The following is a 25505-nucleotide window of genomic DNA, read 5'->3' on the forward strand; positions in this document are numbered from 1 at the left end:
CGTCGGTCCAGCCGGCATCCCTGCTGAATGTGCTACCGCTATCGCGAGCAGGCTTGCTCCCACAGGTCCGGCGCCCGGCATCGATACCGCATCCACCGCAAATCCACTGTGGGAGCGGGCTTGCCCGCGAAGGCGTCGGTCCAGCCGGCATCCCTGCTGAATGTGCTACCGCTATCGCGAGCAGGCTCGCTCCCACAGGTCCGGCGCCCGGCATCGATACCGCATCCTCCGCAAATCCACTGTGGGAGCGGGCTTGCCCGCGAAGGCGTCGGTCCAGCCGGCATCCCTGCTGAATGTGCTACCGCTATCGCGAGCAGGCTTGCTCCCACAGGTCCGGCGCCCGGCATCGATACCGCATCCACTGCAAATCCACTGTGGAGCGGGCTTGCTCGCGAGGTGCCAGACAGACAACGCAAATCAGCCAATCATTCAGTGCAGCCCATAGGAATAGAGCCCACCATCGTGATTGTCGTACCAATTGCCGTTGCCCCAGATCACCCGGTCCTGAGCGGGCTGAAACCCGACGATGCCCAGATAACCATCCATGGCCAGGCGCTTCCAGGACTGGCCCCAGTCGTTGGAGTAGAACATCCCATCGGCCGAAATGGTCGCGTCCGACCACCAGTAGAGCCAGCGCGGCGGCTGGTGTTTGCTGGAGGTGTTGATCAGCAGGGTGTTTTGCCCGACCCAGAAATTCTCCTCGCGCACCCGGCTCTCCGCGGCCAGGGGTGCAAACGCGCTGGGCAGCTCGCTCAAGGCCCGCCAGGTCAGTGCCTTGGTGTCCAGTTCGGCGATGACGTCGCGGCCACGGTTGCCCTGGTCGATCAGTCCGATGACCCGTCCGCTGTCGTTCTGGATCAGCCTGCTGACAAACAGATTGTCCTCACGCTGCTGCTCCACTACCCGCCACTCCCCCGCTTCACGCTGCAAACGGGCGCGGGTGGTCAGGTTGAACGCGAGATTGTTGCCGGCACCATCGGGATTGCTGGCCCAAAAGCGCTGGGACACCCAGATGAAGGCATGCCGGGCATCCAGTTGCAGGACATTGGTTCGCACATCCCCTTGCTCGCCCAGATCGGTGTGCCACCGAGTGATGTCGGGGTGTTTTTCCTGCACCAACTCGGCGGACACCAGCAACGACTCGGACGCCATGACCGGTGTGCTGGTCATGCCACGATCGGCAGAGTAGAAGACCCCGGTGGGAACGGCGCCCGGCGTCGCCTCGCCACTGAAATCATCCGCAGAGGCCGGCCGGCCCCAGGCCCAGACTTCATCCGCGCCGTGGAAGTACGGCTTCAGGCTCCAGGCCAACTGGTCGGCACCGGCAAACCAGCCTTTGCTCAACCAGGTCCAGCGCTTGCCTTGATCGTCGCTGCGCAAGACCACGGTCTGGTTGATGTCGTCACCACTGGCACTTTCAGGCCGGTCAAGCCCGGTCAGCAGGAATACACTGGCGCCGTCCGGACTGGCGACCAGACAAGCCGCACCACTGACGTGAGCCATCAGCTCGAACTGCCCCTGGGCATTCAGACGTGAAATGAAGGAGGTTTCCTCTTCACGGACGATGAGATTGGCGTACCCCCCCTCCGGCTCCGGCGCTTTCGGTTTGCCATAGACCACGGTGTCCAGGTTCACCACCTCGGCACCGGGGTTCAACTGGCTGGCATCACCCTCCAGGCGTCCGACCAGCCAGGTACCTTGCGCGGTCACGACGACGCCCGTGCAATACTGGGTCATCGCCCGCAGCCGGGTATCCTTCACCAAACCGAGCTGTTGCCGGTCCGGACTGGCACCGCCCCACTCCAGCTTGGCGCTGGTCAGCATCCACATGTACCACAACCCGGCGGCACCCAGCAGCGCGGCAAACAGCGTGACGAACAGTTTTGATCGAGGCATGAAAGGTCCATATCCATGGGAAAAATGAGAAGTTTTTCTCATTTCTTTCAACGCCAGTAAATTTTTATCGCACGAAAGCCGCTAAAGCCTGTCGCATGATTTCATCGCTGTGACTCAGGTTGCATTTTGCACTCGCCGAGCGATGCAGTTTTGCCGCGCAGCCTTGACGGGTTAAGGTCGCACTGAACCACAAGGAACACCCGATGCCCCCACGCGCAAGCCTGGACAGCTCTGCCCCACCACTCCGATACAACGGTTTCGTCCGGGTGCGTGGCGCCCGCGAGCACAACCTCAAGAACATTGATGTCGATATCCCACGCGATGCCCTGGTGGTGTTTACCGGCGTGTCGGGGTCGGGCAAGTCGTCACTGGCCTTCTCGACGCTCTACGCCGAGGCCCAGCGTCGCTACTTCGAATCGGTCGCGCCGTATGCGCGGCGCCTGATCGACCAGGTGGGCGTGCCGGACGTGGGCAGCATCGAGGGGCTGCCGCCGGCGGTGGCTTTGCAGCAGCAACGCGGTACGCCCAGTGCACGATCCTCAGTGGGCAGTGTCACCACCCTGTCGAGCCTGATTCGCATGTTGTACTCCCGGGCGGGCAGCTATCCGGCCGATCAGCCGATGCTCTATGCCGAGGACTTCTCGCCCAATACGCCACAGGGGGCGTGCTCGCAATGCCATGGCCTGGGCCGGGTCTACGAAGTGACCGAAGAGTCCATGGTGCCGGACCCTTCGCTGACCATCCGCGAGCGCGCCGTCGCGGCCTGGCCGATGGCCTGGCAAGGCCAGAACCTGCGGGATATCCTGGTGACCCTGGGCTATGACGTCGATATCCCGTGGCGCGACCTGCCGAAAAAGCAGCGCGACTGGATCCTCTTCACCGAAGAAACACCCACCGTCCCGGTGTATGCCGGGCTCACGCCAGCCCAGACCCGCGCCGCCCTCAAACGCAAACTCGAACCCAGTTACCAGGGCACGTTCAGTGGTGCCCGGCGCTACCTGCTGCACACTTTCATGCACTCGCAAAGCGCGCAGATGCGCAAACGCGTGGCGCAATACATGCGCGCCAGTGCCTGCCCCGAATGCGCGGGCAAACGCCTCAAGCGCGAGGCGCTGACCGTGACCTTTGCCGGCCTGGACATTGCCGAACTGTCGCACCTTTCCCTGCTGGAACTGGCCGATGTGCTCAAGGACGTCACGGCTGCGGATTATCTGGAGCAACCCGAAGAATCGAGCGACGTCCTCACCCACCGGCAAACCCGAGAAGCTCGCGAACAACGTGCCGCCAGGGGCGACAATCCCCACGCAGGCGGGCCGGACGCACGTCATACGCCCAACCTGTCCCTGGAAAAACGCCTGGCCGCGCAGCGCATCGCCGCCGAACTGCTGGAACGGATCGTCACCCTGATCGACCTCGGCCTGGGCTACCTGGCCCTGGAGCGCAGCACCCCGACGTTGTCCTCCGGCGAGTTGCAACGCCTGCGCCTGGCGACCCAGCTCAACTCCCAATTGTTCGGGGTGATCTATGTGCTGGACGAGCCTTCCGCCGGCCTGCATCCTGCCGACAGCGAAGCCCTGTTCGATGCCCTGCAACGCCTGAAGGCCGCAGGCAATTCGGTGTTCGTGGTCGAGCACGACCTGGACACCATGCGCCGCGCCGACTGGCTGATCGACGTGGGCCCGGATGCCGGCGAACAAGGTGGCCAGATTCTCTACAGCGGCCCACCTGGCGGTCTCGCCCAGGTATCGGAATCGCGAACCCGCGCCTATCTCTTTGCCGAACAGACCCTCACCCCGCGCAGCCCTCGGACGCCAGCCGACTGGCTGCGCCTGGAGGGGATCACCCGCAACAATCTCGACAACCTGAGCGCGGCCTTTCCCCTCGGTTGCTTCACAGCCGTGACCGGCATCTCCGGCTCCGGTAAATCCAGCCTGGTCAGCCAGGCCCTGCTGGACCTGGTGGGCACCCACCTGGGCCTGGCCAGTCAGGACGGCGAAGCGGATGAGGCCAGCCTGGAAGACGAACCCGAACAAACCAGCGGTGGACGTGTCACCGCCGGGCTCGACGCCATCAAGCGCCTGGTCCGGGTGGACCAGAAACCCATCGGGCGTACACCGCGTTCCAACCTCGCCACCTACACCGGATTGTTCGACCACGTGCGCAAGTTGTTTGCCGCGACGGAGCAGGCCCGCGAACTGGGATTCGATGCCGGGAGGTTCTCTTTCAATGTCGCCAAGGGCCGCTGCGAAACCTGTGAAGGTGAAGGCTTCGTCAGTGTCGAGTTGTTGTTCATACCCAGCGTGTACGCCCCCTGCCCGACCTGCCATGGCGCACGCTACAACCCGCAGACGCTGACCGTGAACTGGCAGGGATTGAACATCGCGCAGGTGTTGCAATTGACCGTCAACCAGGCACTGGAGGCCTTTGCCGGACAAGCGGCGCCAAGACGTACATTGCAGGTCCTGCAGGATATCGGACTCGGCTATCTGCGCCTGGGCCAACCGGCCACGGAATTGTCCGGCGGCGAAGCTCAGCGCATCAAGCTGGCAACGGAACTGCAGCGTAAAGCCCGCGGGGAGACATTGTATGTACTGGATGAACCGACCAATGGGCTGCACCCCCAGGATGTGGATCGCCTGCTTGTGCAGTTGAATCGCCTGGTGGATGACGGCCACACGGTGGTAGTGGTGGAGCACGACATGCGGGTGGTAGCGCAAAGCGACTGGGTCATCGACATCGGTCCGGGAGCGGGCTCCCAGGGAGGAAAAATGGTGGTTTGCGGGACGCCAGGCCAAGTGGCCGACTGTGCGCAGAGTCGGACATCAGGCTTCCTGAAGAAAGCGTTGCAGCCTGAATATTAAAGCTTTTTTAATGTCACTGGCCGTATCGGAAAACTTGTCTATACTGCCTTCCAGTTAATCGTTTCAGTACGTGTAGTTTAACTAACGGTTTCGCTGCCCATGCTGTGAAGCCGCACTTGCCAGGAGGCACAATGACATCAATCCACCTTTCAAAACAGCAGCATCGTGGGCTGCCGGAACAGCATGATCACCCCTTGGCAATCCCTCTTATGAGCAGGGAGATGCCTCTCGCCCCGAGCATCTGCATCGCGTCGAACACCAGCCACAGCCGTTCGTATCGTTGTTGAGCCGGCTCTGAAAATCTTCACTTCCATTTGGCGACTCTAAAGGTATAGAGCCTGGCTACGTCAAAGTCTTACATTCAAACTTTCGAGCTCGCTCATTATGCTCAAGCCCATTTCAAGCCATCTGTTCAATTTGATCCAAGAGGTGGAGAACAACATCTCAGGCGTGAGCGAAGAGGAGTACACCGAGATACTGGGGTGGATATTCTCCAAGCTGGGGATCAACAAGTTCGCGTACGTTCATCTGGAGCCCACCCCGTCCAACAGCTCGAAGATTTCCATCTACAGCAACTACCCGGCCGAATGGGTGGACACCTACCGCAAGAACTCACTCTACAAATCAGATCCGGTCATGACCAATACGGCCATCACGGCGACGCCCTTTTTCTGGAATGAAATACCGGCGGAACTGGACAGCAACCCGGAGATATTCGACCAGTCAGCCACCTACGGCATCAAACAGGGTTACACCGTTCCCATCCATGAACCTGGTCGAGCATTCGGCTCTCTTCACCTGTCGTCAGAAGAGAATGACCCCGACTTCCCCATCATCGTCCGCTCGAATCTGTTCATCATCAAAACCCTCAGCGTCATCGCCAATCAATATCGGCCCGTAGAAATAACCACTGAAAACAACTTGAAACTATCCCCTCGGGAAATTGAATTTCTGCGCTGGCTCGCGCTGGGAAAAAATTACAAAGAGATCGGCCTGATCATGAATATCACCGAACGAACGGTTAAGTTTCACGCCAAGCAGATGACTGAAAAAATGGACTGCACCAATGTCAAGCAAGCCATGATCAAAGCAGTGCAGCTGAACTTCGTCTGATCCCTTCTCTCTATACCTTTCCAATATTCCACGGTACTGGCGACGATCCATCGAGACCCGACGCCAAACCAGGCGCTTGCGCAAAAATCCGCCTTCAGGCGATCACCACTTGCGATGCGATATTGAAAAGCATGCCGCTTGCGAACAAGCCAATCACCAACGAAATGGCTCGACTCAGAAACCGGCCGGAAACAATGGAGTGGAGTTTACGCCCACAGAATGCCCCAATCGCGATCCACACCAGCCCGACCGGAAATATGATAGTCGTGAACAGCATCATGAATGGCAAGTAGCTGTTCAACGACAAGAACGTTCCAGCCGGCGCAACAAAGGAAACGAAGAACAGCCCTTTCGGGTTGGTCAACGTCGCCACAAACAGGTCAGGCACAGTGATGCCTACCGAGGTACCGGGTAGATGATCCTTCGCCGAGAACCACAGTTTCAGGGAAATATAAAACAAGAAACACACAGCGAAGAACTTCGTCGCAACAACCACCCAGGAATGTTCAGTCATCAGAAGATCAATAGATACCCCCCACATCGTCATCTGGATGACATAAGCCAGCCATTCCGCCACGACAAACCTCATGGATCGAGCGTTCAGTCCTCTCTTTATTCCGGTTTGCAGCAGCAGTGAATTTGTCGGCCCTGGAACCAGCAGGACAGTCATCAGTGAAAACGCGATATAAGACATAAGGTCATCCATGCCAGGAGCCACGACGGCTCATCTTTTCAGGTTCGAACAGGTCTTCTCCATACAATATCAACTTTTTAGTTGTATGACATCGGACCAATTTTTCATACTTAGAGCAGTTACACTAAAGCCATCCCGGCACTCGCAGTGCCGTTCACCCGTAACTCATACAATCGTTTAAACTTTCAGCAGAACCGCATTCCTTACTATTTAACAACGCTCCCACACCTTTATTACAGTTTGGCTACACATTTCGAACCCACCGTCAATTTTTCGACTCCCATTGCTATCAGCGTTTTATAAGCACTTCAGCCAGCCGTCAAAAAACACACGCTCACCAGCTGCCTGAATCCGCCGCCATGCTATCTACCAGCGACATTTAGTGGTTACTTCAAGCCGGTACTTTTTTGGACACTAGACGGTACTAACCCGCCCCACTCCCTCCTCTTCACAAACACTATTCACCGCATTTATCCAACAACTAATTAGACTATACACTCTACAAAATTCAGCACTGTACTTTAGGACAGTTGAAATGATTTAGTGCAAAGTTAACAGTAACCTCAACCTCAACCAAGAAACGTCATTCATGAACTACTCCTCCTGTATTCATCATTTTTCCGGCGTATCTACCCGCATCGCATCCTACTCGAAAATTCCAACCCAAACGCTGCAACAGATACTTGCCATTCGTAAAGCCGCCTTCATCGATAGAAAGAAGTGGGATATTGAAAGTTATCAAGGCAGCGATTACGAATGGGATGAATATGACGATCCCGACGCGGTCTATATCTATACTTATACCGATGAACGGGTCACGGGTGCCGTCCGATTACGCCCCTCCAACAAACCGACCCTCATGAGTGGCGCCTTAAGTTTCATTCTCCCCAACGGCAACATCAGAGCGCATTCGAATCGCTGTTGGGAAGCCACACGTTTCGCACTTTCGGCAGATAAAACTTCGCCAGTAGAAATCACCCAGGCCAACATAGACGTTCGCACGGCGGTACTTTTCCTGTCAATGATAAAGTTTGCCGAACTGCAAAATATAGATACCTATGAAATTGTCGTTGACACCCTGATGGAAAAGATCCTGAAACGTTCCGGCTGGGCAGTTGAGCGGCACAACACCGCGTTCGGCTCAAAGGGAGAGACCATCATCTACGGCACACTGCCATGCACCCTCGACACCTATAAGGAAGTACTCAGAAAGAACGCCATACAGACTATTACCGCCTACGAACAATTCCTTATGACCAACCGTTCGTCAGACACATTCCATCAACCCTTTGATATCGACCAAACGCACATTGGCCGAAACATTCCAGCAAAAAAACAAATGCACACTGAGTTGCATCTATAACACCAAGACTCTGGCATGAAATTGGAGAAAGGATGAACCTACAACGACTATTCCCGCATGTTGGCAAAGTGATTGCCAGTACTGGAAGCCGCAACTTTCCTCGTTTGTTGCACGACCTGATACTTACCGAGATACCTGTCGACGCAACGCATATTACCGAGCAAAGAATAGGATCGAGTCATCTTTCTGAACCCAGCACGTCCAGCATAGGTGGCGTTGGCATGGACAGCGCCTGTATCGACGCAGTCATGGATGCGCATACCGCAAAACCTTTCTTCCTCGCCGAGGATATTTTTTTCGAGGATTCGACCCCACAAAAAGTCCCCAATTTTTCTCGCTGTCTGCTCAATCGTGAACAAACGGACAGCCTTCCCTGCCATAACACCACCACTCAACTGCACCTGGCCACCCGTAAAAACGGCATTCGCTACGTTCTTTCCGTCTACCGCTCACCCTTTTCCAGCGGATTCACGGCACAGGAACATGCCCTGCTGAAAGACTTTTCCTGTCTTCTCTTGCCCATGGTCGAGGAGCATGTTGCTGCCCTGGTGCCGGCGGAGGTCAACCGACAGGATGCATGCCTGCCAATGGAAAGCCTGGAAAACGGCGGAATGGAAGCACTACGCCAGAGATTCGCCGACCGGCTGGCGTTGTCCGGGTTGAGCTTGTCCTCCCGCGAAACCGAAGTGTGTGTTGGTTTGCTGGCCGGACGCACCGCCCCGGAACTCGCCGAGCAACTCAACCTGAAAGTCAACACAGTCGAAAGTTATCTGAAACGTGCCGCGATAAAAATGGGCATTGGTGGACGCCGCTCGCTCATCCGCTGGATGCACTCGATGGATGCCACGCCATCGGGCGTCGAGTGGAATGGTATCCCCGCAATTCGCCAAGCCGTATAAAACGTTCCCCCCAACCTTTGCTCGATCTCTGCAATCGAGCGGATGTTGGGGGATGATTTCAGGCCCGCGTATTTTCTCCCGCCATTCTTTCCCCGGTCGATCTGCGCGTACGCAGCTTCAGCCACTCCAACACATCGTCGACATAAGTGAAAATCACTGGCACCACCAACAGGCTCAACAGCGTCGAAGTCAGCAAGCCGCCCATGACCACCACGGCCATCGGCTGCCTGAAGCTGGGGTCTTCACCCATTCCCAGCGCGGTGGGCAACATGCCTGCGCCCATTGCGATGGTGGTCATCAGAATGGGGCGGGCACGCTTGTGGCAAGCATCCACCAACGCCTCATATCGACCCAGGCCATAGTCGCGGCGAGCCATGATCGCGTACTCCACCAATAGAATGGAGTTCTTGGTCACGATGCCCATCAACATCAGCAAACCGATGACCGATGGCAAGGAAAAGCTGAAGTTGCACACCAACAGGGCCACCAGGGCACCGCCCAGAGAGAGTGGCAGCGCCGAAAGAATCGTGGCCGGCTGCAGGAAATCATGGAACAGCAGCACCAGGACCGAGTAGATACAGAACACCCCGATGGCCATGGCCAGGCTGAAGCTACCGAACAACTCAGTCATCAGTTGCAACTCGCCCTGCTCCACCCTCTTTACCTCGGGTGGGAGATTGCGCATCGCCGGTAGCTGGCTGGCCTCGGCCATGACTTCACCCAGGTTGCGCCCGTTGAGTTCGATGGACAGGGTGATATTGCGCAAGCGATCGAGCCGACTGATCTGTGCCGGCCCGCTGCCCATGCTGATTTCCCCCAACGAGGCCAGGGAGACCTGCCCGTCACGGCCGGTCACTCGTAGCTGGTTGATGCTCTGCAGGTCATCGCGCAGCAGCGAATCCATGCGCACCCGCACATCCACCTGACGCTGCGACAAATTGATTTTCCCCAACTGCGAGGAGTACTCGCCGTAGGTCGCCATGCGCAAGGTATCGGCGATTTCCTGGCTGGTGATGCCCAGCTCCGCCGCGCGGGCGAAGTCCGGACGCATCTGGATTTCCGGGCGTTGCAGGGCACTGCTGGAGGTGACGTTGCCGATCCCGTGCAGCTCACGCAACTGCGGTTCCAGAGCACTTGCCGTGCGTTCCAGCAGGTCGCCGTCATCACTGGCCAGGACGATATTGAGCTTCTCGCCGCTCCCGTCGCCCCCGACATTGATCCGTACGCCGGGCAATGTACGCAACACCTCGCGCATCTGTGCCTCGACTTGCACCTGTTTGAGATCGCGCTGATTGCGATCCACCAGATCCACCGTCAGGATGGCATCGCCGGCGCCGGTTATATCGGCCGCCCCGGCACTCGAGTTGCTGGCTGTCCCTACCGAAATAAACACATGCTTGACCTGGGGCATCTCGCTCAGTCTTTCGCTGGCCTGCAACGCCATCGCGGTGGTCTGCTCCAGCGTCGTGCCAGGAGGCAGCTCCAGGGTTATCCGGCTGAGACCGACGTCCTGGGCCGGCAGGAAACTCGTGGGTAACAACGGCACCAGTGCGAGGGCGCCGATGAAAAACAGGCTGGCCAGGACCATCGTGGTCTTGCGGCGAGACAGGCTGGCATGGATCCAGCCCAGGTAGCGGGTCATCAACGGGCCGTCGTGAGCGGTATCGGTCTTCGCCTTGAGGAAGTATGCCGCCATCATCGGGGTCAGGACCCGGGCCACCAGCAGCGAAAACAACAGCGCTACCGAGGCGGTCACGCCGAACTGGCGAAACAGTTTGCCAGCCACGCCGCCCATGAACGCCGTAGGCAGGAAAACCGCGACCAGGGTGGCCGTCGTGGCGAGCACCGCCAGGCCGATTTCATCGGCAGCTTCGGTGGCCGCCTGAAGTGGAGTCTTGCCCATGCGCAAGTGCCGGGCAATGTTTTCGATTTCGACGATGGCATCGTCCACCAACACACCGATGACCAACGCCAGGGCCAGCAGGGAGACGGCGTTGAGCGTGAACCCGGCCAGGTACATCACACCAAAGGTGGGGATGATCGACAACGGCAACGCCGTGGCGACGATCAGCGTGGCGCGCCAGTCCCGCAGGAACCACCAGACCACCAGCACCGCCAGCAGCATGCCTTCGTACAGCAGATTCATCGAGTCGTGGTAGTTGGCGAGCACGGCCTTGACCGTATCGCTGGCCTCGTCGATGTGCACGTTTGGATGCTGCTGGACAAACTCGGTCATGCGCTTGCGCACGTCGTTGGCTACACCGATATCGGAGAAGCCTAGCGAGCGGGTGATCTGGAAACCGATCACCGGCTTGCCGTCGCGAAAAGCCCGGCTGCTGCGCTCGGCATGGGTGTCGCGAATCTCCGCCAGTTGGTTCAACGCCAGCAGGCGACCGTCGCCGCTGGGAATATCGATGGCGCCGAGGGCCGCTGGGTCATCGATGGCCCCCAGGGTGCGCACGGCCTGCTGGCCGCTTCCCAGATTGCCTTGGCCACCGGAATTGTCTTTCTGCATCGCCCGCAGTTGCGCAGCGACATCCGCGACGCGGATGCCCAGCCCGGCCATCAAGGCCGGATCGAGATTGACCTGGACCTCCCGATCAACCCCGCCGATGCGTGAAATCTGGGCCACGCCCGGCACCGACAGCAATTGTTTACTCAGCTCGTTATCGACAAACCACGACAGCGCTTCCTCATCCAGGGCGTCGGAGGCGATGACATAGGTCAGCAGCGGCGATGCACTGGTGGTCAACCGGGACACCGAAGGCGTATCCAGGCTGGCCGGCAATTGCGGCATGGCACTGTCGACCGCGTTGCGCACTTCGTTGAGCGCCTCGTTGCCATCCTTGTCGATGTCGAAACTGACGCTGATGCTGACGGCGCCGTCGGTGATCACAGTCGTCACATGCTTGAGCAGGCGCAAGGACGTGAGCTTGTCCTCGATTTTGCGCGCCACCTCGGTTTCCAGCTGTTCGGGGGCCGCGCCTTCCAACGAGGCGCTGATCACCACCACCGGCAGATCCATGTCCGGAAAGTCCTGGATGGCAAGCTTGCCAAAACCCAACAGACCGAAGAGCGTGAGCAGGATGAACAGCATCACCGCCGGAACCGGATAGCGGATCGACAAGGCTGAAATATTCATGGCTGGGCGACCTGGGATTGCACGAGGGTCACACTCGCGCCGTCATTGAGGAAGGCGCCACCGGCACGCACGATACGGGCCGCCTGATCATCCAGACCGCTCAGGATCTCCACCGCCTCGTGCATGCGGCGGCCCACCACCACCGGTCGCTGGACCACGTGCATATCGTCGTTGAGGGTGAACACATAGGAGCGCCCGTCGCGCAGGATCACGGCGGTGTCCGGCACCGTAAGGGCTTCGCGGGGTGCCAGTTCGATCTGGCCGCTGGCGTACATGCCGGCCTGGGCGGGGCTGCCGGTGGGCAGCGAGATATACACCAGGGCCCGGCTGGTCTTGGTACTCAAGGTGGGCGACACCAACCGTACGTGCCCTTCCAGACTCTGCCCGCCCGGCAACGTCAGTCGGGCAACCTGGCCGGCCTGGACCTGGGCCAACTGGCGGGCGTCCAGCTCGGCCTGCCACTCGATGCGACCGTCGCGCACCAGGCGAAACAGCTCGTCGCCAGCGGACAACACTTTGCCGAGCAGCGCCGTGCGTGCGGAGATGATGCCGTCATCCACCGCCACGATACGCGTTTGCCGCAGCCTGATCCGGGTGCTTTGCAATTCCGCCCGCGCCCCGGCCAGGTCAGCCTCGGCCAGTGCCACCTTGATGCGATAGTCTTCGCGCTGCTGCTCCGACAAGGCGCCGCCCTGGCCAACGACCCGGGCACGGCGGTCGTTGGACCGGGCCTGTTCCAGGTTGGCCACTGCCTGGGCGACCAAAGCCTTCTGCTTGCTTTCCTCGGCGAGCACCGTGTCAGAGGCCAGCGTCGCCAGCAGTTGCCCTTTCTTTACCCGGCTGCCCACGTCGGCTTCGAGACTGGCGATACGCAGGCCGCTGGTCTCGGCATTGATGACCGCTTCCTGCCAGGGTGCCAGTGCTCCGTTGGCGAACAGCAGTTGCGGCCAGAGCTGGGGCCTGACCTGGACAACCTCCACGCTCAGGCTGCTGATACTGGGGGCGGCCGCGACCGGCTCGGCGCCACGGCGAAACGTCAGCAGAATTGCCACGACCGCGAGCACGGCGATGGTCAGCAGGATCTTTCGCAACGTCGGCTTCACACGCCTTCTCCGTTCGGTGTCGGGTGCCGAGCCAGCGGTTGGCTGGCTTGCCATCCGCCGCCCAATGCCTTGTACAGCGCGATCCAGTAGCGAACCTGATCCTGTTGCAAGGTGATCAATTCGATTTCCGCCGTCAGCGCCTGGCGGCGGGCGGTTTCACGGTCCAGCAGACTGACGCTGCCAGCCTGCCAATTGCGGTCGATGGCCTCGAACGACTCACGAAAACCGGCAGTGGAACGCTCGACATCGGACTCCCGTCGCCGCGCCGCATCGAGACGCACCAGGGCCTGTTCGACTTCCATGACACTGGTGCGCAGCGTCTGGCGATAGCCCGCAAGGGCTGCGTCGTAGGTAGCCTTGGCACCGTCCACCGCCGCGCGACGTTTGCCGCCGTCAAACAGGGGGACCGACAACACCGGGCCCAGCGACCAGGAGCGGGTGTGCTGTCCCACCGTGTTGCCGACGGAAAAGGTGCCAGACAGGCTCAGGCTCGGCAGCCGGTCGGCCTGGGCCACGCCGATTTCGGCATTCGCCGCCGCCAGTTCCCGCTCGCTGGAGGCCACATCCGGGCGCTGGCGCAGCATGTCGGCAGGAATTTGCTGCACGTTGAGTCCGGCAGGCTCCGGCAGTTGCGCCGGGGTCTTGCCGAGCACGCCAATCAGTCGCTCTTCATCGCCCCCGGTCAACGCCACCAGGCTCTTGAGCAGGACCTCGCATTCGCTCTGTTGTTGAACCAGGGCTGCCGCGCTGCTGGCGGCGCTGGCATCGGCCAGGGCGGCGTCGGCAGACGATGTGAAGCCGGCACCGAACGATTGACGAGTGATGCGCGCAGTGTCCTGTTGCGATTGGGCCTGGTCCCTATAGGCCAGCACCAGCTTCTGGCAGCCACGGTATTGCACGTAGTAATCGCCGACCTGGGCCGCCAGGGAAACCCTCGCGTCATGCCAGTCATCGACCCGCGCCTCGACCCGCGAACGGGCCGCTTCGTTATTGCGCCGCAGTTTGCCGAACAGGTCGATCTCCCACGCCGCGTCCAGCGCGGCGGAAGCACCTGAACCTCCCAGGCGCTGGGTCCCGGTCTGTTGACCGCCACGCCCCTTGGATAACCGGCCATCGACCTTGGGCAAGGCATCGGCTGCATCGCTGTCCGCAGTCGCCCGTGCCAGGGCAATATTGGCCCACGCCTGGTCCATCGACGGACTGTCGGCTTCGGCCAGGCGCAGCAGCTCGGCCAATGCCGGGTCGTCGAACTGCTGCCACCAGTCGGCCAAGGCGGCCACGGATGCGCCATGGGGCAAGGGGGCCTGCCACTGGGCCGCGACCGGAACGGCCGGCACTCGATAATCGGGGCCCAATACGCAGCCACTCAGGACCGCCGCACACAGTGTCGCCAGCAGTAGGTTTTCCCGGGGCTTGAAGACGTGCATAGGTTTTTTGGAGGCCTGGCAAAAGTGAACGGACCGTTCAGGGACGCGGCAGATCTGATTGGGTCATTTAACCCTGGGGCCGGTTTTGTGTCTGGCGTGGGAAACGGGGACAGGTGCCGGCCAGAAAGCTCGCGATAAATGCAGAGGCCTGCTGAAATGGCCCGAACGTACGAATAGCACCCCCTGTGGGAGCGGGCTTACTCGCGAAGGCGTCAACACATTCAGCATAAGTGCAAGCTGACCTACCGCTTTCGCGAGCAAGTCCGCTGCCACAGGAACCTGCGGGTGTCCTCTGCCCGCCTCCCTTTCCATAGCCAACGGATGATCGAACATGGAAGCACTCAGTTACCTCGAAAATATCGAGTCGAATGCGCGAACCTATGCGCAGACTTTCCAACGGCTATTTGTCAGCGGCAAGGGGATGCGGATCAAGGACGCCAGCGGCCAGGAATTTCTCGATTGCCTGTCGAACGCCGGGACCCTGGCCTTGGGGCACAATCCGCCGGAAGTCCGAGACGCCGTGATGGCGTTTCTCGCCGGCGATCATCTGCAGCAGGCACTCGACCTGGCGACACCGGCCAAGCATGCCTTCGTGCAGGAGCTGTTCTCGATGCTGCCGGCGAACATGCGCGAGACCAGCAAGATCCTGTTCTGCGGGCCCAGCGGCTCGGATGCCGTCGAGGCCGCCATCAAGCTGGCGCGCCACTACACCCGGCGCTCACCGCTGATGGCTTTTCACGGCGGCTATCACGGAATGACGGCCGGGGCCTTGTCCGCCATGGGCAACCTGTCGCCCAAGAGCGCCGAAGGTCTCATTGCCCAGGGCACACACTTCTTGCCGTTCCCCTATCGCTTCCGTTGCCCGTTCGGCACCGATGGCGAACACACCGATCAGTTGTCCATCGACTACATCCGCACCGTACTGTCGGACCCCGAAGGAGGCGTAACCAAACCGGCGGCGGTGATTGTCGAGGTGGTGCAAGGCGAAGGCGGCTGTATCCCGGCCTCGGCCAACTGGCTGAGAACCTTACGGGAGATCACTCTCGAGCAGGACATCCTGCTGATCGTCGACGAAGTCCAGACCGGCCTGGGTCGTACCGGCAATACCTTCGCCATCGAGCATGCCGGTATCGTGCCCGACATCCTGGTGCTGTCCAAAGCCATCGGCGGCGGCTACCCCTTGTCGGTCATCGTGTATGCCAGGCATCTGGATACCTGGGGTCGCGGCATGCACGCGGGCACATTCCGCGGCAACCAGATTGCGATGGTGGCGGGTGCTGCAACTATGCGTCAGATCAGGAAAGACAATCTGGTTGCCAATGCCGCCCGGATGGGCAAGCGGCTGGAAAGCGGTCTGCTGCAGATCGCGCAGCGGTTTTCCTTTATCGGCGACATCCGCGGCCGCGGCCTGATGATCGGCGTGGAAATCACCCAACCGACCACCACCCAACGCGCAGGCCAGGCTGACGGCGCCCTGGCGCACGCCATCAAGCTCAAGTGCTTCGACAATGGCCTGATGATAGAGACCGGAGGACGCCACGGCGCGGTGCTCAGGTTCCTGCCACCCCTGACCATTACCGAGGGTGAAGTCGACAGGGTCCTGGACCGGTTTGAACAGTCACTTGAAAAGGTCGTCGAAACACGCCCCCAGGCAGCACGCGAAACCGTCTGAAAGGCTACTCCTTGCTGCAAATCGCTAGTCCGCCCGCTCCCTCGTGGGAGCGGGCTTGCTCGCGAAGGCGCCAGATCAGTCAACATCAATGTCGGATGCACCACCGCTATCGCGGGCAAGCCCGCTCCCACATTTGATCTGTGCCGTGCGCAATATCCGCGACAACCCAATCCCCACTGTGGGAGCGAGCCTGCTCGCGATGGCGTCGGGTCAGTTCGCATCAATGTCGGATGCACCACCGCTATCGCGGGCAAGCCCGCTCCCACAGTTGATCTGGGTTGAATTCGCTACCTCAATCCCGCGCCAAGGCATTGATCGGATCGAGCCGCGCCGCGTTGCGTGCCGGTACGAAGCCGAACACGATACCGATGAGTGTCGAGCAAACCACGGCGGTGATGATCGATCCCATCGAAAACACCATCTGCCATTCCTTGACGAAGATCGAGAAGACGTAGCCGATGCTGAACGACAAGCCGATGCCGATCGTCCCGCCGAGCAGGCAGACCATCACCGCTTCCACCAGGAACTGCTGGCGTATGTCGGACTGACGTGCCCCCACCGCCATGCGAATGCCGATTTCACGGGTTCGCTCGGTGACCGAGACCAGCATGATGTTCATCACGCCAATGCCCCCCACCACCAGTGAGATGACTGCGATGAGCGAGAGCAGCAGGGCCAGCGACTGGCTGGTCTTCTGCACCGTCTGCATTACGCTGTCGAGGTTGTAGGTGAAGAAGTCCTTGATGCCATGGCGCTGCGTCAGCAGCTTGACCACGTTGTCTTCCACCAGCTTGCTCGGCTGCCCGTCCTTGATCCGCACCGTGATGCTGTCCAGGAAACGCTGGCCCAGCAAGCGCCCCGCCGCCGTTTCATAGGGCATCCAGATGTTCAGGTTCTTGCTGGTATTGAAGACGCTCTTGCGGTCCTCGGTGACGCCGATGACGGTGCAAGGCAGGTTGTCGACGAGGATCACCTTGCCCAACGGGTCCGTGTGCGAGCCGAACAGTCGCTGGCTGGTGTTATGGTCGATCACCACCACTTGCGATTGCCGCCTCGAGTCGTCCTTGTTGAAGGCGACGCCCGAGCCGATCTTGATCCCGCGAACCTGGAAGTAACTTTCGCTCACACCGTTGACGGTCGCATTGACGTCGATGTTCTGGTAACGCAACAGCAGGTTGCGCCCCAGGTTCGGGGTGGCGCTGTCGATGTAGTACAGATCGCTCAGCGCCGTGACGTCGGAGAGCACCAGGGTTTCGATTGCCGTCGAACGGCTGTCGCCCCAGTCGGCCCCGGGCATGATCTCGATGGTATTGCTGCCGATTGCTTCGATGTCTTTCAGGACATATTGCTTGACCCCTTCGCCGATGGCCACGATCGATACCACCGAGGTGATGCCGATGATGATGCCCAGCATCGTCAGCAGCGTTCGCATCCGGTGCGAGATCAGCGCGACCCACGCCATGTTGAACGCTTCGCTGAACAGTCCGAAGCTGGCAAGCAAGCGGTTCGACGATTTGACCTTGGCCGGCGGCGTGCCTTGGGGCGGCTGATCTTCCATGGATCGCTGCGGATTGGCCCGGTCGCTGACGATCTCGCCGTCGCGGATTTCGATGATGCGTTGGGCGTAGGCCGCCACTTTGTCATCGTGGGTCACGATGATCACCGTGTGCCCCGCCGCGTTGAGCTCCAGCAGGATCTTCATCACTTCCTTGCCGCTGGCGGTGTCCAGTGCCCCGGTGGGTTCGTCGGCGAGGATGATCTCGCCACCGTTCATCAAGGCCCGGGCGATACTCACCCGCTGCTGCTGCCCACCGGAAAGCTGGCTGGGTCGATTGGCCAGGTGCCCGGTCAACCCCAGGCGCCCCAGCAACTCCCCGGCCCGGTTGTGCCGTTGCGACTCGGCGGCACCGGCATAGATGGCCGGCATCTCGACGTTGTGCAGGGCACTCAGGTGGGGCAGCAAGTGATAGCGCTGGAAGATGAAGCCGAAGTGATCGCGACGCAGCTCCGCCAGCTCACGGTCGTTCATCGAGCCGGTTTCGCGCCCATTCACTTTATAGCTGCCGGAACTCGGATGATCGAGACAGCCGAACACATTCATCAGGGTGGACTTGCCGGAGCCGGACGCCCCGGTGATCGCCACGATTTCCCCGGCGTTGATCGTCAGGTTGATGTCCTTGAGCGCGATGAACGCCTTTTCGCCCGCTTGGAAGCTGCGGGTGATCCCTTCGAGTTCCAACAGTGGTCGCGTCATGGTCAGGCTCCCGCCACGGCTGGGGTAGGCTCACCGATGACGACCTTGTCGCCTTCGGCCAGGCCGTCCTTGATTTCTGCCCTGACGTTGTTGTTGATCCCCGTCTGGACGTTACGCGGCTGGGCCTTGCCTTCGGCGTCCAGTACCCGGACCACATAGGTGCCATCCTGGTTCCTCGGGCCCAGGGCCGCGACCGGAACCGTCAGCACGGCCTTGGCTTTGTCCAGGACAATGCGGACCTGGGCCGTCATCGAAATGCGCAGGCGGTGATCGGGGTTCGGCACGTCGAACAGGCTGTTGTAGAACACCGCGGTGTTCTGCTTGGGCGTCCCGGCGTTCTGGGTCTCAAGGAAATTCTGCGGTGCCGGCTCCGTGCCGCGCAGCGTGGCGTAATAGCGTTTTTCCGCTTCACCGAGAATGGTGAAATACACCTCTTGCCCGGGCACGATGTGAATCACATCAGCCTCGGACACTTGGGCCTTGACCGTCATGGTGTCCAGATCGGCCAGCTTCAACAGCACAGGCGCCAGTTGCTCGGCGATCACGGTCTGGCCTTCCTGGGTCACGATCCCCACGACGTAGCCGTCAATGGGCGCAACGATGTGGGTATAGGCCAGGTTGACCCGGGCCGTTTCCACCTGGATCTGCGCGTCCTTGATCTGTGCGTCGAGGGACAGCAGGTTGGCAGCTTCCACTTTGTAGTTCGATTCGGCGGTCTCGTACTCCTGCTTGGAAATCGCGTCGTCCGGTTGCAGCACTTTATAGCGGTCGTAGGTGGCTTTCGCGTCCTTGAGTTGTGCCGCGGTGGCTTGCCGCTTGGCCTTCAGGTTTTCTTCATTGACCTGGGCCTGGCGCAAGGCGTTCTGCGCCAGCAATGGATCGATTTCCGCCAGCCACTGGCCCTTCTTCACCTTGTCGCCCAACTTGACCTTGAGCGATTTCAGTTGCCCGGACACCTGGGCACCGACGTCGACCTGCTTGACGCCCTGGAGCGTCCCGGTGGCCAACACCGCGTTCTCGATGTCCGTGCGCTCGACCGTGGCGGTCAGGTACTCCGGCGGTTTCCCCGGCGACTGAGCGCTGTAGAAAACCAGGCCGGTGACCAGGACCAGGACCAGCACGATAGCGATTTTTCGAAACTTCGACTTTTCCATAAATAACCATGAGTGCGTTGAGTTCAGGCCCGGCCAGCGTAGCGCCGGGTTCCATGGGTGCGCCCGAGGGAAGGACGGCTAGACGTAGTCACTGGCCTCCTCCTCATCGAGCATGGGAAGGCCGTCCTGCCACCAGGCAGCCAGGTTATGTACGTGTGGAGCCTTGAGAATCGTGAAGTGGTTGCCCGGACCGTACCAGATGCTCAGGTCCGGTACGTGCTTGCGCCACCCTTCGATCATTTGCTGTTGCTCGCGCTTGTTGCCGGCGGTATCCAGGGTTGGATCATTCGCCAGCACCAGGCGCACCGGCCCGGTGTATTGATGTTGCGGTTGATAAACCGTGCGCAGGGCCGTACCGAATGCCCGTGCCGGACCACGCATCGAATCCACCGCCGAACGCTGTGGCAACATGCCGGCGCGGACCATGCCGGCATGCAGCAAGCGCATCTGTGCCGAATCGTCCTGGGCACCGAAGACCGTGGCATCGATACCGAGGGATTTGCCCGAGGCCAGTTGCATCGCCTCGATCAACCGGTTCAACACCCCCGTCCCGGTATAGGGCCTGCCCACCACACCGTTACCGCCCGGCGATTCGCTGTCGATCAGCGTCAACGAGGCCACCTTGCGACCGCGAGCATGCAGGCGGGCCGCCATCTCGAAGACGATCCAGCCACCGAAGGAATGCCCCAGCAGATGCACAGGCCCCTCCGGTTGCACGTTGTCGATCGCGTCGAGGTAAGCCTGGGCGGCGGTTTCCACCAGACTGAAAGGCTCCGTGTTGCCGTCCAGCCCCCGGTGTTGCAAGCCGTGGATCGGCCAGTCCGGGCCGAAGGCGTCGGTCAGGCCGATGAAACCGGTCACGCTGTCGCCGGCACCCGGTACGCAGAAGATCGGAGCCCGGTCCGCGCGCCCGCCCTGGATCGTCAGCAGCGGCTGGTAACCGCGCTTCGGCGAGGGTGCCGGACGCGATGCGGCGGCGTGGAGCTCAGCACTGATGGCCTGACCCAACGCCTGGACATGGGGTGCCTGCATCATGGTCTGGTGATTACCCGGAACCTTGACGCAATGCAGCTGCGACGTCGGCAGGACAGCGTCCCAGCCCAGGTAGCCGGAGTGTTCGGGAGCGTCGTCCTTGCGTTCTTCGGCCACCAGCAGGTGCACCGGTACGGAAATCGGATACACCATGTAATGGGCCAGCGCATGACCGTGGGCCACTTCGCGATCGAGGTACTGCCACAGCTGCTCGGCACTGTAGGCGGCCAGCTCGGCGGGCAGCATCGCCTCATCGCGGCAATGCTGCACCAGGCCTTCGAAATCGAATCGATCCAATCGCCCTTGCAGATCGGCCAGTTTCTCCAGGATCGCTGCAAGCACTTCTTCGCCAGGCAACGCAGCTCTCCAGAACACATCGCAGCGGTCCAGCAGATGCAGCTTGTGCGCTTCGTCCAATGCCCAGCGCGACCGGCCCTGGTCCACCAGCCGAGGCAGGTAGCTGTCGATCAGGCCGACAAACTCGACCTCCTCGTCAAGGCCGATCAGCTGGATCGCGGTTTCGTAGGCCAGTACGCCACCGAACGACCAGCCGGCCAGGCGATAGGGCCCCTTGGGCTGTACCGAACGGATGATCCCCACCAGCCGCGAGGCCATGCATTCCATCGTTTGCAATTGCGGCTCGCCCCACTCGACGGCAGGCAGGCCATACACCGGGATATCCGGGTCGATGTACTTGCCCAGCATCGGGAAGTACAGGTCCAGGCCACTGAACTCGTGCACCAGGAACAGCGGATTCTGCTGACCGGTGGTGCGCACCGGTACGATGGCCTCCTTGACCTGGGCCTGCTCGGTGCGGGCCTGCAGCATCGCTGCCATCGATGCCACGCTTTCGTGCTGGAACAGCTCGGCCAGTGAGACGGCCAAGTTGGCCTGTGCGAGCAACCCGACCAGCCGGATCGCCAACAATGAATGACCGCCCAGCTCGAAGAAGTTGTCGTGACGACCGACCTGCTCCAGCTTCAGGACGTCGGCCCACAAACCTGCCAGCGTGACTTCCAGGTCACCTTGCGGCGCCTCGTAGCCCTGGCTCCCATAAGCGTGCATTTCCGGTACCGGCAACGCCCCGATATTGACCTTGCCGTTCAGCGTCAGCGGCAACGAGGTCAATTTCACATAAGCCGCCGGGATCATGTATTCCGGCAGCACAGAGCGCAGTTGGGCACGCAAGGCGTCCGCATCGAAGGCCTCACCGTTCTCGTGCTCGGTGTAATACGCGATCAGACGCTTGTCGCCCGGACTGTCTTCACGCGCCACCACCAGGGCCTCGCGCACCCCGTGGCAGTCCTGCAAACGGGCCTCGATCTCACCGAGTTCAATACGGAAACCACGTATCTTGACCTGCCCGTCATTGCGATCCAGGTATTCGATGGTACCGTCGGGCAGCCAGCGGCCGATATCGCCACTGCGGTACAGGCGCGCACTGCCCGCATCGCTGAACGGATCGGCGATGAAACGCTCCTCGGTCAGGTCCGCCCGGTTCAGGTAACCGAGGGCGACCCCGACACCACCGATATGGATCTCCCCCGCGACACCCACAGGTACCGGTTGGCGCGCGGCATCGAGGATATACACCCGGGTGTTGGCGATAGGACGGCCGATCGGAACACTCGTTGCGCCATGCGGTACGGCAGTGACCGCATGGGTCGTCGCAAAGGTGGTGGTCTCGGTGGGACCATAGCAATTCACCAGCCGCAGCGAAGGAGCATGGGCCAACAGCCGCCGGAAGGAAGCCGGATCACCGCGCTCGCCACCGGACAGCAGGATCCGCAGGCCTGCCAGGGCATCCGGGATCAACATCTGGTATTGATTGAACATGCCGGTGGTGAGGAACAGTACCGACACCTCGGTCTCTGTCAGCGCCTGGGCGAGTTGCGTCGGGCTGAGCAATGTTTCGTGATCGATGATCACAACGCGACCGCCGTTGAGCAACGCCCCCCACACTTCCATCGTACTGGCGTCGAACGCCGGGTTCGAGGCGAACGCCACGCGATCCTGTACACCGAAATCCGCGTAACCGTTATTGATCGCCAATCGGCCTATGGCCTGGTGCGGCACGATCACCCCTTTCGGGTGGCCCGTGGAGCCTGAGGTGTACATGATGTACGCCGGTGTATCGCTGGCCTGGCCGGGGAATACCGCCGGTCGTGCAGCCTGGATCAACTGCAGCCTGTCCAGGTCCACTCGCGGCATGTCTTGCGGCACGGCCTTGTCACTGGTCGTCAGCACCAGCACCGCGGCACTGTCTTGCAACATGAAGCGCTGCCGCTCCTCGGGCGCATGGTGGTCCAGCGGTACGTAGACGGCGGCGCACTTGAGGATCGCCAGTTCGCTGATGACCAGCTCGAACGAACGGTTCAACATGATCGCGACCCGCGCCCCTGGCTGGACGCCGCGTTCCAGCAGGCAATACGCCAGGTGACTGGCTCGCTCGTGCAGTTCCCGATAGGTGAGTCGCTGCGCCCCATGCTGGAGTGCAATCCCGTCGGGCCGGGCCTTGACCTGGGCTTCGAACAGGCCGTGGACCGTCTCTTGGCGGGGATAGACCGAGTCGGTCGCATTGAAGTCGACCAGCAGCTGCCGGCGCTCCGCTGCCGGCAATATCGCCAGTTCACGCAAAGGTGCCTCGGGCCTGTGCTCAAGCGCATCGACCAGGCTTTCCAGCGCCGTGTGCATGTAGCCGCAGATGCGTTCCGCGCCGATGCGCGACTCCGCCAGGGCGGTCAGCACGAAGGCCTCACCGAGATCGTCGACGTTCAGCGACAGTGGATAGTTGCTCCACTCCTCACCGCCGAGCCCCTCGATCCCGTTCCAGGCCGACTGGGCCTCCTGGGTGACCTGCGTTGCGGTGTGCCGGTAGTTCAGCAGCGCACTGAACAGCGGCGTCGACGTGGCGATACCGCTGCAACGCTGTGCCAGTGCCAGCGACGCGTGTTCGTGTCCCAACAACGCGGTGAGACGCGCATGCGTCGCCTTGACGCCTGCCCGGGCCCCGTCGACACCGACGTCGACCCGCAGCGGCAAGGTGTTGATGAACAACCCCAGCGCCCGATCGGCCCCCTCACCGCCCTGCATCCGGCCCATCAGCACGGTACCGAACACCACATCTTCGCGTCCGGACACGGCGCCTACCACCCGCGCCCAGGCCAGGTGATGCAGGCTCGCGGCGCTGACCCCAAGCAGTCGCGATTGTGCCCGCAGACGACGATTCAAACTGTCGTCCACGCCCAACCTGGCCTGTTCGATGACATGGCTGTCGCCCTGCACATCCTGCAGGCCGAATGGCAGGGTCGGCTCCTGGATATCCTCGAGCATGTCCCTGAAGAAGGCCTCGTGGGCCTCGCGGCTCACCCCCAGGCGCGCCTGGGCCACGTAGTTGCGATACGGCACGGCATCGCCCAACTGCGCCTGCTGCCCGAGCAAGTACGCTTGCATATCGTGCTGGATCACCTCCAATGCCGTGTGATCGAGTGCAATGTGATGGAACAGCAGCAGCGCCACCCAGCGCTGGTGCTCATCGTCATAGGCACAGGCCAGCCGCATCATGGGCGCCTGGCGCACATCGAGCCGATAGTGCCGAGGGTCGAAACGCTCACGCATCTGAGCCATCACGTCCTGGCCCGGCTCGACCATACAGGTTTGCACCGCCAAGGGTGCTTCCCGCAACACCACCTGTACCGGCTCGCGCAAGCCTTCCCAAAGCACGGCCGTGCGCAGGATATCGTGGCGGTCGATCACGCCTTGCAGCGCGTTCACGAACGCATCCAACCGGGCGCGGTCCTTGAGGTTGAACATGGCCTGCTGCACATAGAGATCGCCCTGCGGCGATACCAGGTGGTGATACAGGATCCCTTCCTGCAACGGCGCCAGGGCATAGATGTCCTGGACGTTGCTCACGCCACCGGGCACGCCGGCGACGATAGCGTCGATTTCCTGCTGGGTCAGCTCGGCAAGCGGCAACATCTGCGGGGTGATTTGCTCACAACCCGGCACGATGCCGTTGTCCGGTACCACGATCTCCGTCGCGCCACCCACGGCTGCCGCCAACGCGGCCAGGGTCGGTTGGCCGAACAGCACTCGCACGTCGGCGCTCAAGCCGGCCTGGCGCATGCGCTCGACCAGCGTGACGGCCAACAACGAGTGCCCGCCCAACTCGAAGAAGTGGTCGTGACGCCCGACCTTTTCGACCTTGAGCAGCTCGGCCCACAGGTGTGCCAGTGTCGTTTCCACAGCGCCCTGTGGCGCTTCGTACTCACGGGTGATCACCGACGACAGATCTGGCGCCGGCAACGCCTTGCGATCCAGCTTGCCGTTGGGGGTCAGCGGCAATGCCTCAAGCTGCACATAGGCCGCCGGCACCATGTATTCCGGCAGTTGCGCTTGCAATTGAGTCCGCAGGGCTTCGATCTCGATGCGGTGCTCGTCACCGTGCACGGTGAAGTACGCCACCAGCCGCTTGGCCCCCGGCACGTCTTCGCGAGCCAGCACCACGGCTTCCTTGATCGCCCCGTGCTGGGCAAGCTTGGCCTCGATTTCGCCCAGTTCGATACGGAACCCGCGGATCTTCACCTGATCGTCGTTACGCCCCAGGTAGTCGATGTTGCCGTCCGCCAGGTAGCGCCCCAGGTCGCCGGTGCGGTACATCCGTGCATTCGACCGGTCACTGAACGGGTCGACGAGGAAACGCTCGGCCGTCAGTTCCGGACGGTGCAGATAACCCCGCGCCACCTGGACGCCACCAATGTAGATCTCCCCGGCCACGCCCATGGGCACCGGTTGACTCTGGGCGTCGAGCAGGTAGATCCGGGTGTTGGCGATCGGCTTGCCGATCGGCGTGCTGTCCGGTGTCTCGGCCCCCGTGCAATCCCATGCGGTGA

13 protein-coding genes are annotated in these 25505 nt (G+C 61.1%); 5 read left to right on the forward strand and 8 right to left on the reverse strand.

Annotated elements, in window-relative coordinates; genetic code table 11:
* Positions 1 to 429: 429 nt before the first annotated feature.
* Positions 430 to 1896 carry a hypothetical protein gene (locus FBY02_RS26780; RefSeq protein WP_144931370.1) on the reverse strand — a complete coding sequence of 489 codons (1467 nt, stop codon included), beginning with the start codon at positions 1894 to 1896 and terminating at the stop codon, positions 430 to 432.
* Positions 1897 to 2099: 203 nt separating this feature from the next.
* On the opposite strand from FBY02_RS26780, the gene FBY02_RS26785 reads away from it, so the two are divergent.
* Entirely contained in the window at positions 2100 to 4757 is a 2658-nt protein-coding gene (locus tag FBY02_RS26785) for an excinuclease ABC subunit UvrA (RefSeq protein ID WP_144931372.1), read from the forward strand.
* A 384-nt stretch (positions 4758 to 5141) separates the two neighbouring features.
* On the forward strand, positions 5142 to 5870 hold the full coding sequence (locus FBY02_RS26790) for a LuxR family transcriptional regulator (protein WP_144931374.1): 729 nt from the start codon (positions 5142 to 5144) through the stop codon (positions 5868 to 5870).
* A gap of 94 nt (positions 5871 to 5964) precedes the next feature.
* Here FBY02_RS26790 and FBY02_RS26795 read toward each other — a convergent pair whose 3' ends face one another.
* The gene (locus FBY02_RS26795; protein ID WP_144931376.1) at positions 5965 to 6564 is read right to left on the reverse strand and encodes a LysE family translocator; all 600 of its coding nucleotides are present in this window, start codon (positions 6562 to 6564) and stop codon (positions 5965 to 5967) included.
* A gap of 589 nt (positions 6565 to 7153) precedes the next feature.
* Here FBY02_RS26795 and FBY02_RS26800 point away from each other — a divergent pair.
* Positions 7154 to 7927, forward strand: a complete 774-nt coding sequence (locus tag FBY02_RS26800) for an acyl-homoserine-lactone synthase (protein WP_144931378.1) — start codon at positions 7154 to 7156, stop codon at positions 7925 to 7927.
* 32 nt (positions 7928 to 7959) lie between these two features.
* Complete coding sequence (locus FBY02_RS26805; protein WP_144931380.1) at positions 7960 to 8826, forward strand: helix-turn-helix transcriptional regulator; 867 nt, start codon at positions 7960 to 7962, stop codon at positions 8824 to 8826.
* Positions 8827 to 8884: 58 nt separating this feature from the next.
* Here the strand turns inward: FBY02_RS26805 and FBY02_RS26810 are convergent, their stop codons facing one another.
* From FBY02_RS26810 to FBY02_RS26820, 3 genes are read right to left on the reverse strand one after another with little or no spacing between them, the layout of a single operon-like run.
* Positions 8885 to 11968, reverse strand: a complete 3084-nt coding sequence (locus FBY02_RS26810) for an efflux RND transporter permease subunit (RefSeq protein WP_144931382.1) — start codon at positions 11966 to 11968, stop codon at positions 8885 to 8887.
* The gene (locus FBY02_RS26815; protein ID WP_144931396.1) at positions 11965 to 13059 is read right to left on the reverse strand and encodes an efflux RND transporter periplasmic adaptor subunit; all 1095 of its coding nucleotides are present in this window, start codon (positions 13057 to 13059) and stop codon (positions 11965 to 11967) included. Before FBY02_RS26815 ends, FBY02_RS26810 begins: the two co-directional genes overlap by 4 nt.
* Positions 13060 to 13067: 8 nt before the next feature.
* Positions 13068 to 14498 (reverse strand): efflux transporter outer membrane subunit, encoded by a 1431-nt coding sequence (locus FBY02_RS26820; RefSeq protein ID WP_144931384.1) that lies wholly within the window; start codon positions 14496 to 14498, stop codon positions 13068 to 13070.
* Positions 14499 to 14829: 331 nt separating this feature from the next.
* On the opposite strand from FBY02_RS26820, the gene FBY02_RS26830 reads away from it, so the two are divergent.
* Positions 14830 to 16170 carry a diaminobutyrate--2-oxoglutarate transaminase family protein gene (locus FBY02_RS26830; RefSeq protein WP_144931388.1) on the forward strand — a complete coding sequence of 447 codons (1341 nt, stop codon included), beginning with the start codon at positions 14830 to 14832 and terminating at the stop codon, positions 16168 to 16170.
* A gap of 292 nt (positions 16171 to 16462) precedes the next feature.
* On the opposite strand, the gene FBY02_RS26835 is transcribed toward FBY02_RS26830, so the two are convergent.
* The 3 genes from FBY02_RS26835 to FBY02_RS26845 form a co-directional block, all read right to left on the reverse strand.
* Positions 16463 to 18424 (reverse strand): MacB family efflux pump subunit, encoded by a 1962-nt coding sequence (locus FBY02_RS26835; protein ID WP_144931390.1) that lies wholly within the window; start codon positions 18422 to 18424, stop codon positions 16463 to 16465.
* A 2-nt stretch (positions 18425 to 18426) separates the two neighbouring features.
* On the reverse strand, positions 18427 to 19578 hold the full coding sequence (gene macA / locus FBY02_RS26840) for a macrolide transporter subunit MacA (protein ID WP_144931392.1): 1152 nt from the start codon (positions 19576 to 19578) through the stop codon (positions 18427 to 18429).
* A gap of 78 nt (positions 19579 to 19656) precedes the next feature.
* A partial coding sequence (locus FBY02_RS26845; protein WP_144931394.1) for a non-ribosomal peptide synthetase occupies positions 19657 to 25505 on the reverse strand: 5849 nt, incomplete at its 5' end.

Source organism: Pseudomonas sp. SJZ078, from assembly GCF_007828255.1.
In the GTDB taxonomy this organism is placed as follows: domain Bacteria; phylum Pseudomonadota; class Gammaproteobacteria; order Pseudomonadales; family Pseudomonadaceae; genus Aquipseudomonas.

What these genes read in the sequence shown, in the direction of transcription:
- FBY02_RS26780 (WP_144931370.1), bottom strand. Translation starts at nt 1,896, where the DNA reads ATGCCTCGATCAAAACTGTTCGTCACGCTGTTTGCCGCGCTGCTGGGT.
- FBY02_RS26785 (WP_144931372.1), top strand. Translation starts at nt 2,100, where the DNA reads ATGCCCCCACGCGCAAGCCTGGACAGCTCTGCCCCACCACTCCGATAC.
- FBY02_RS26790 (WP_144931374.1), top strand. Translation starts at nt 5,142, where the DNA reads ATGCTCAAGCCCATTTCAAGCCATCTGTTCAATTTGATCCAAGAGGTG.
- FBY02_RS26795 (WP_144931376.1), bottom strand. Translation starts at nt 6,564, where the DNA reads ATGTCTTATATCGCGTTTTCACTGATGACTGTCCTGCTGGTTCCAGGG.
- FBY02_RS26800 (WP_144931378.1), top strand. Translation starts at nt 7,154, where the DNA reads ATGAACTACTCCTCCTGTATTCATCATTTTTCCGGCGTATCTACCCGC.
- FBY02_RS26805 (WP_144931380.1), top strand. Translation starts at nt 7,960, where the DNA reads ATGAACCTACAACGACTATTCCCGCATGTTGGCAAAGTGATTGCCAGT.
- FBY02_RS26810 (WP_144931382.1), bottom strand. Translation starts at nt 11,968, where the DNA reads ATGAATATTTCAGCCTTGTCGATCCGCTATCCGGTTCCGGCGGTGATG.
- FBY02_RS26820 (WP_144931384.1), bottom strand. Translation starts at nt 14,498, where the DNA reads ATGCACGTCTTCAAGCCCCGGGAAAACCTACTGCTGGCGACACTGTGT.
- FBY02_RS26830 (WP_144931388.1), top strand. Translation starts at nt 14,830, where the DNA reads ATGGAAGCACTCAGTTACCTCGAAAATATCGAGTCGAATGCGCGAACC.
- FBY02_RS26835 (WP_144931390.1), bottom strand. Translation starts at nt 18,424, where the DNA reads ATGACGCGACCACTGTTGGAACTCGAAGGGATCACCCGCAGCTTCCAA.
- macA (WP_144931392.1), bottom strand. Translation starts at nt 19,578, where the DNA reads ATGGAAAAGTCGAAGTTTCGAAAAATCGCTATCGTGCTGGTCCTGGTC.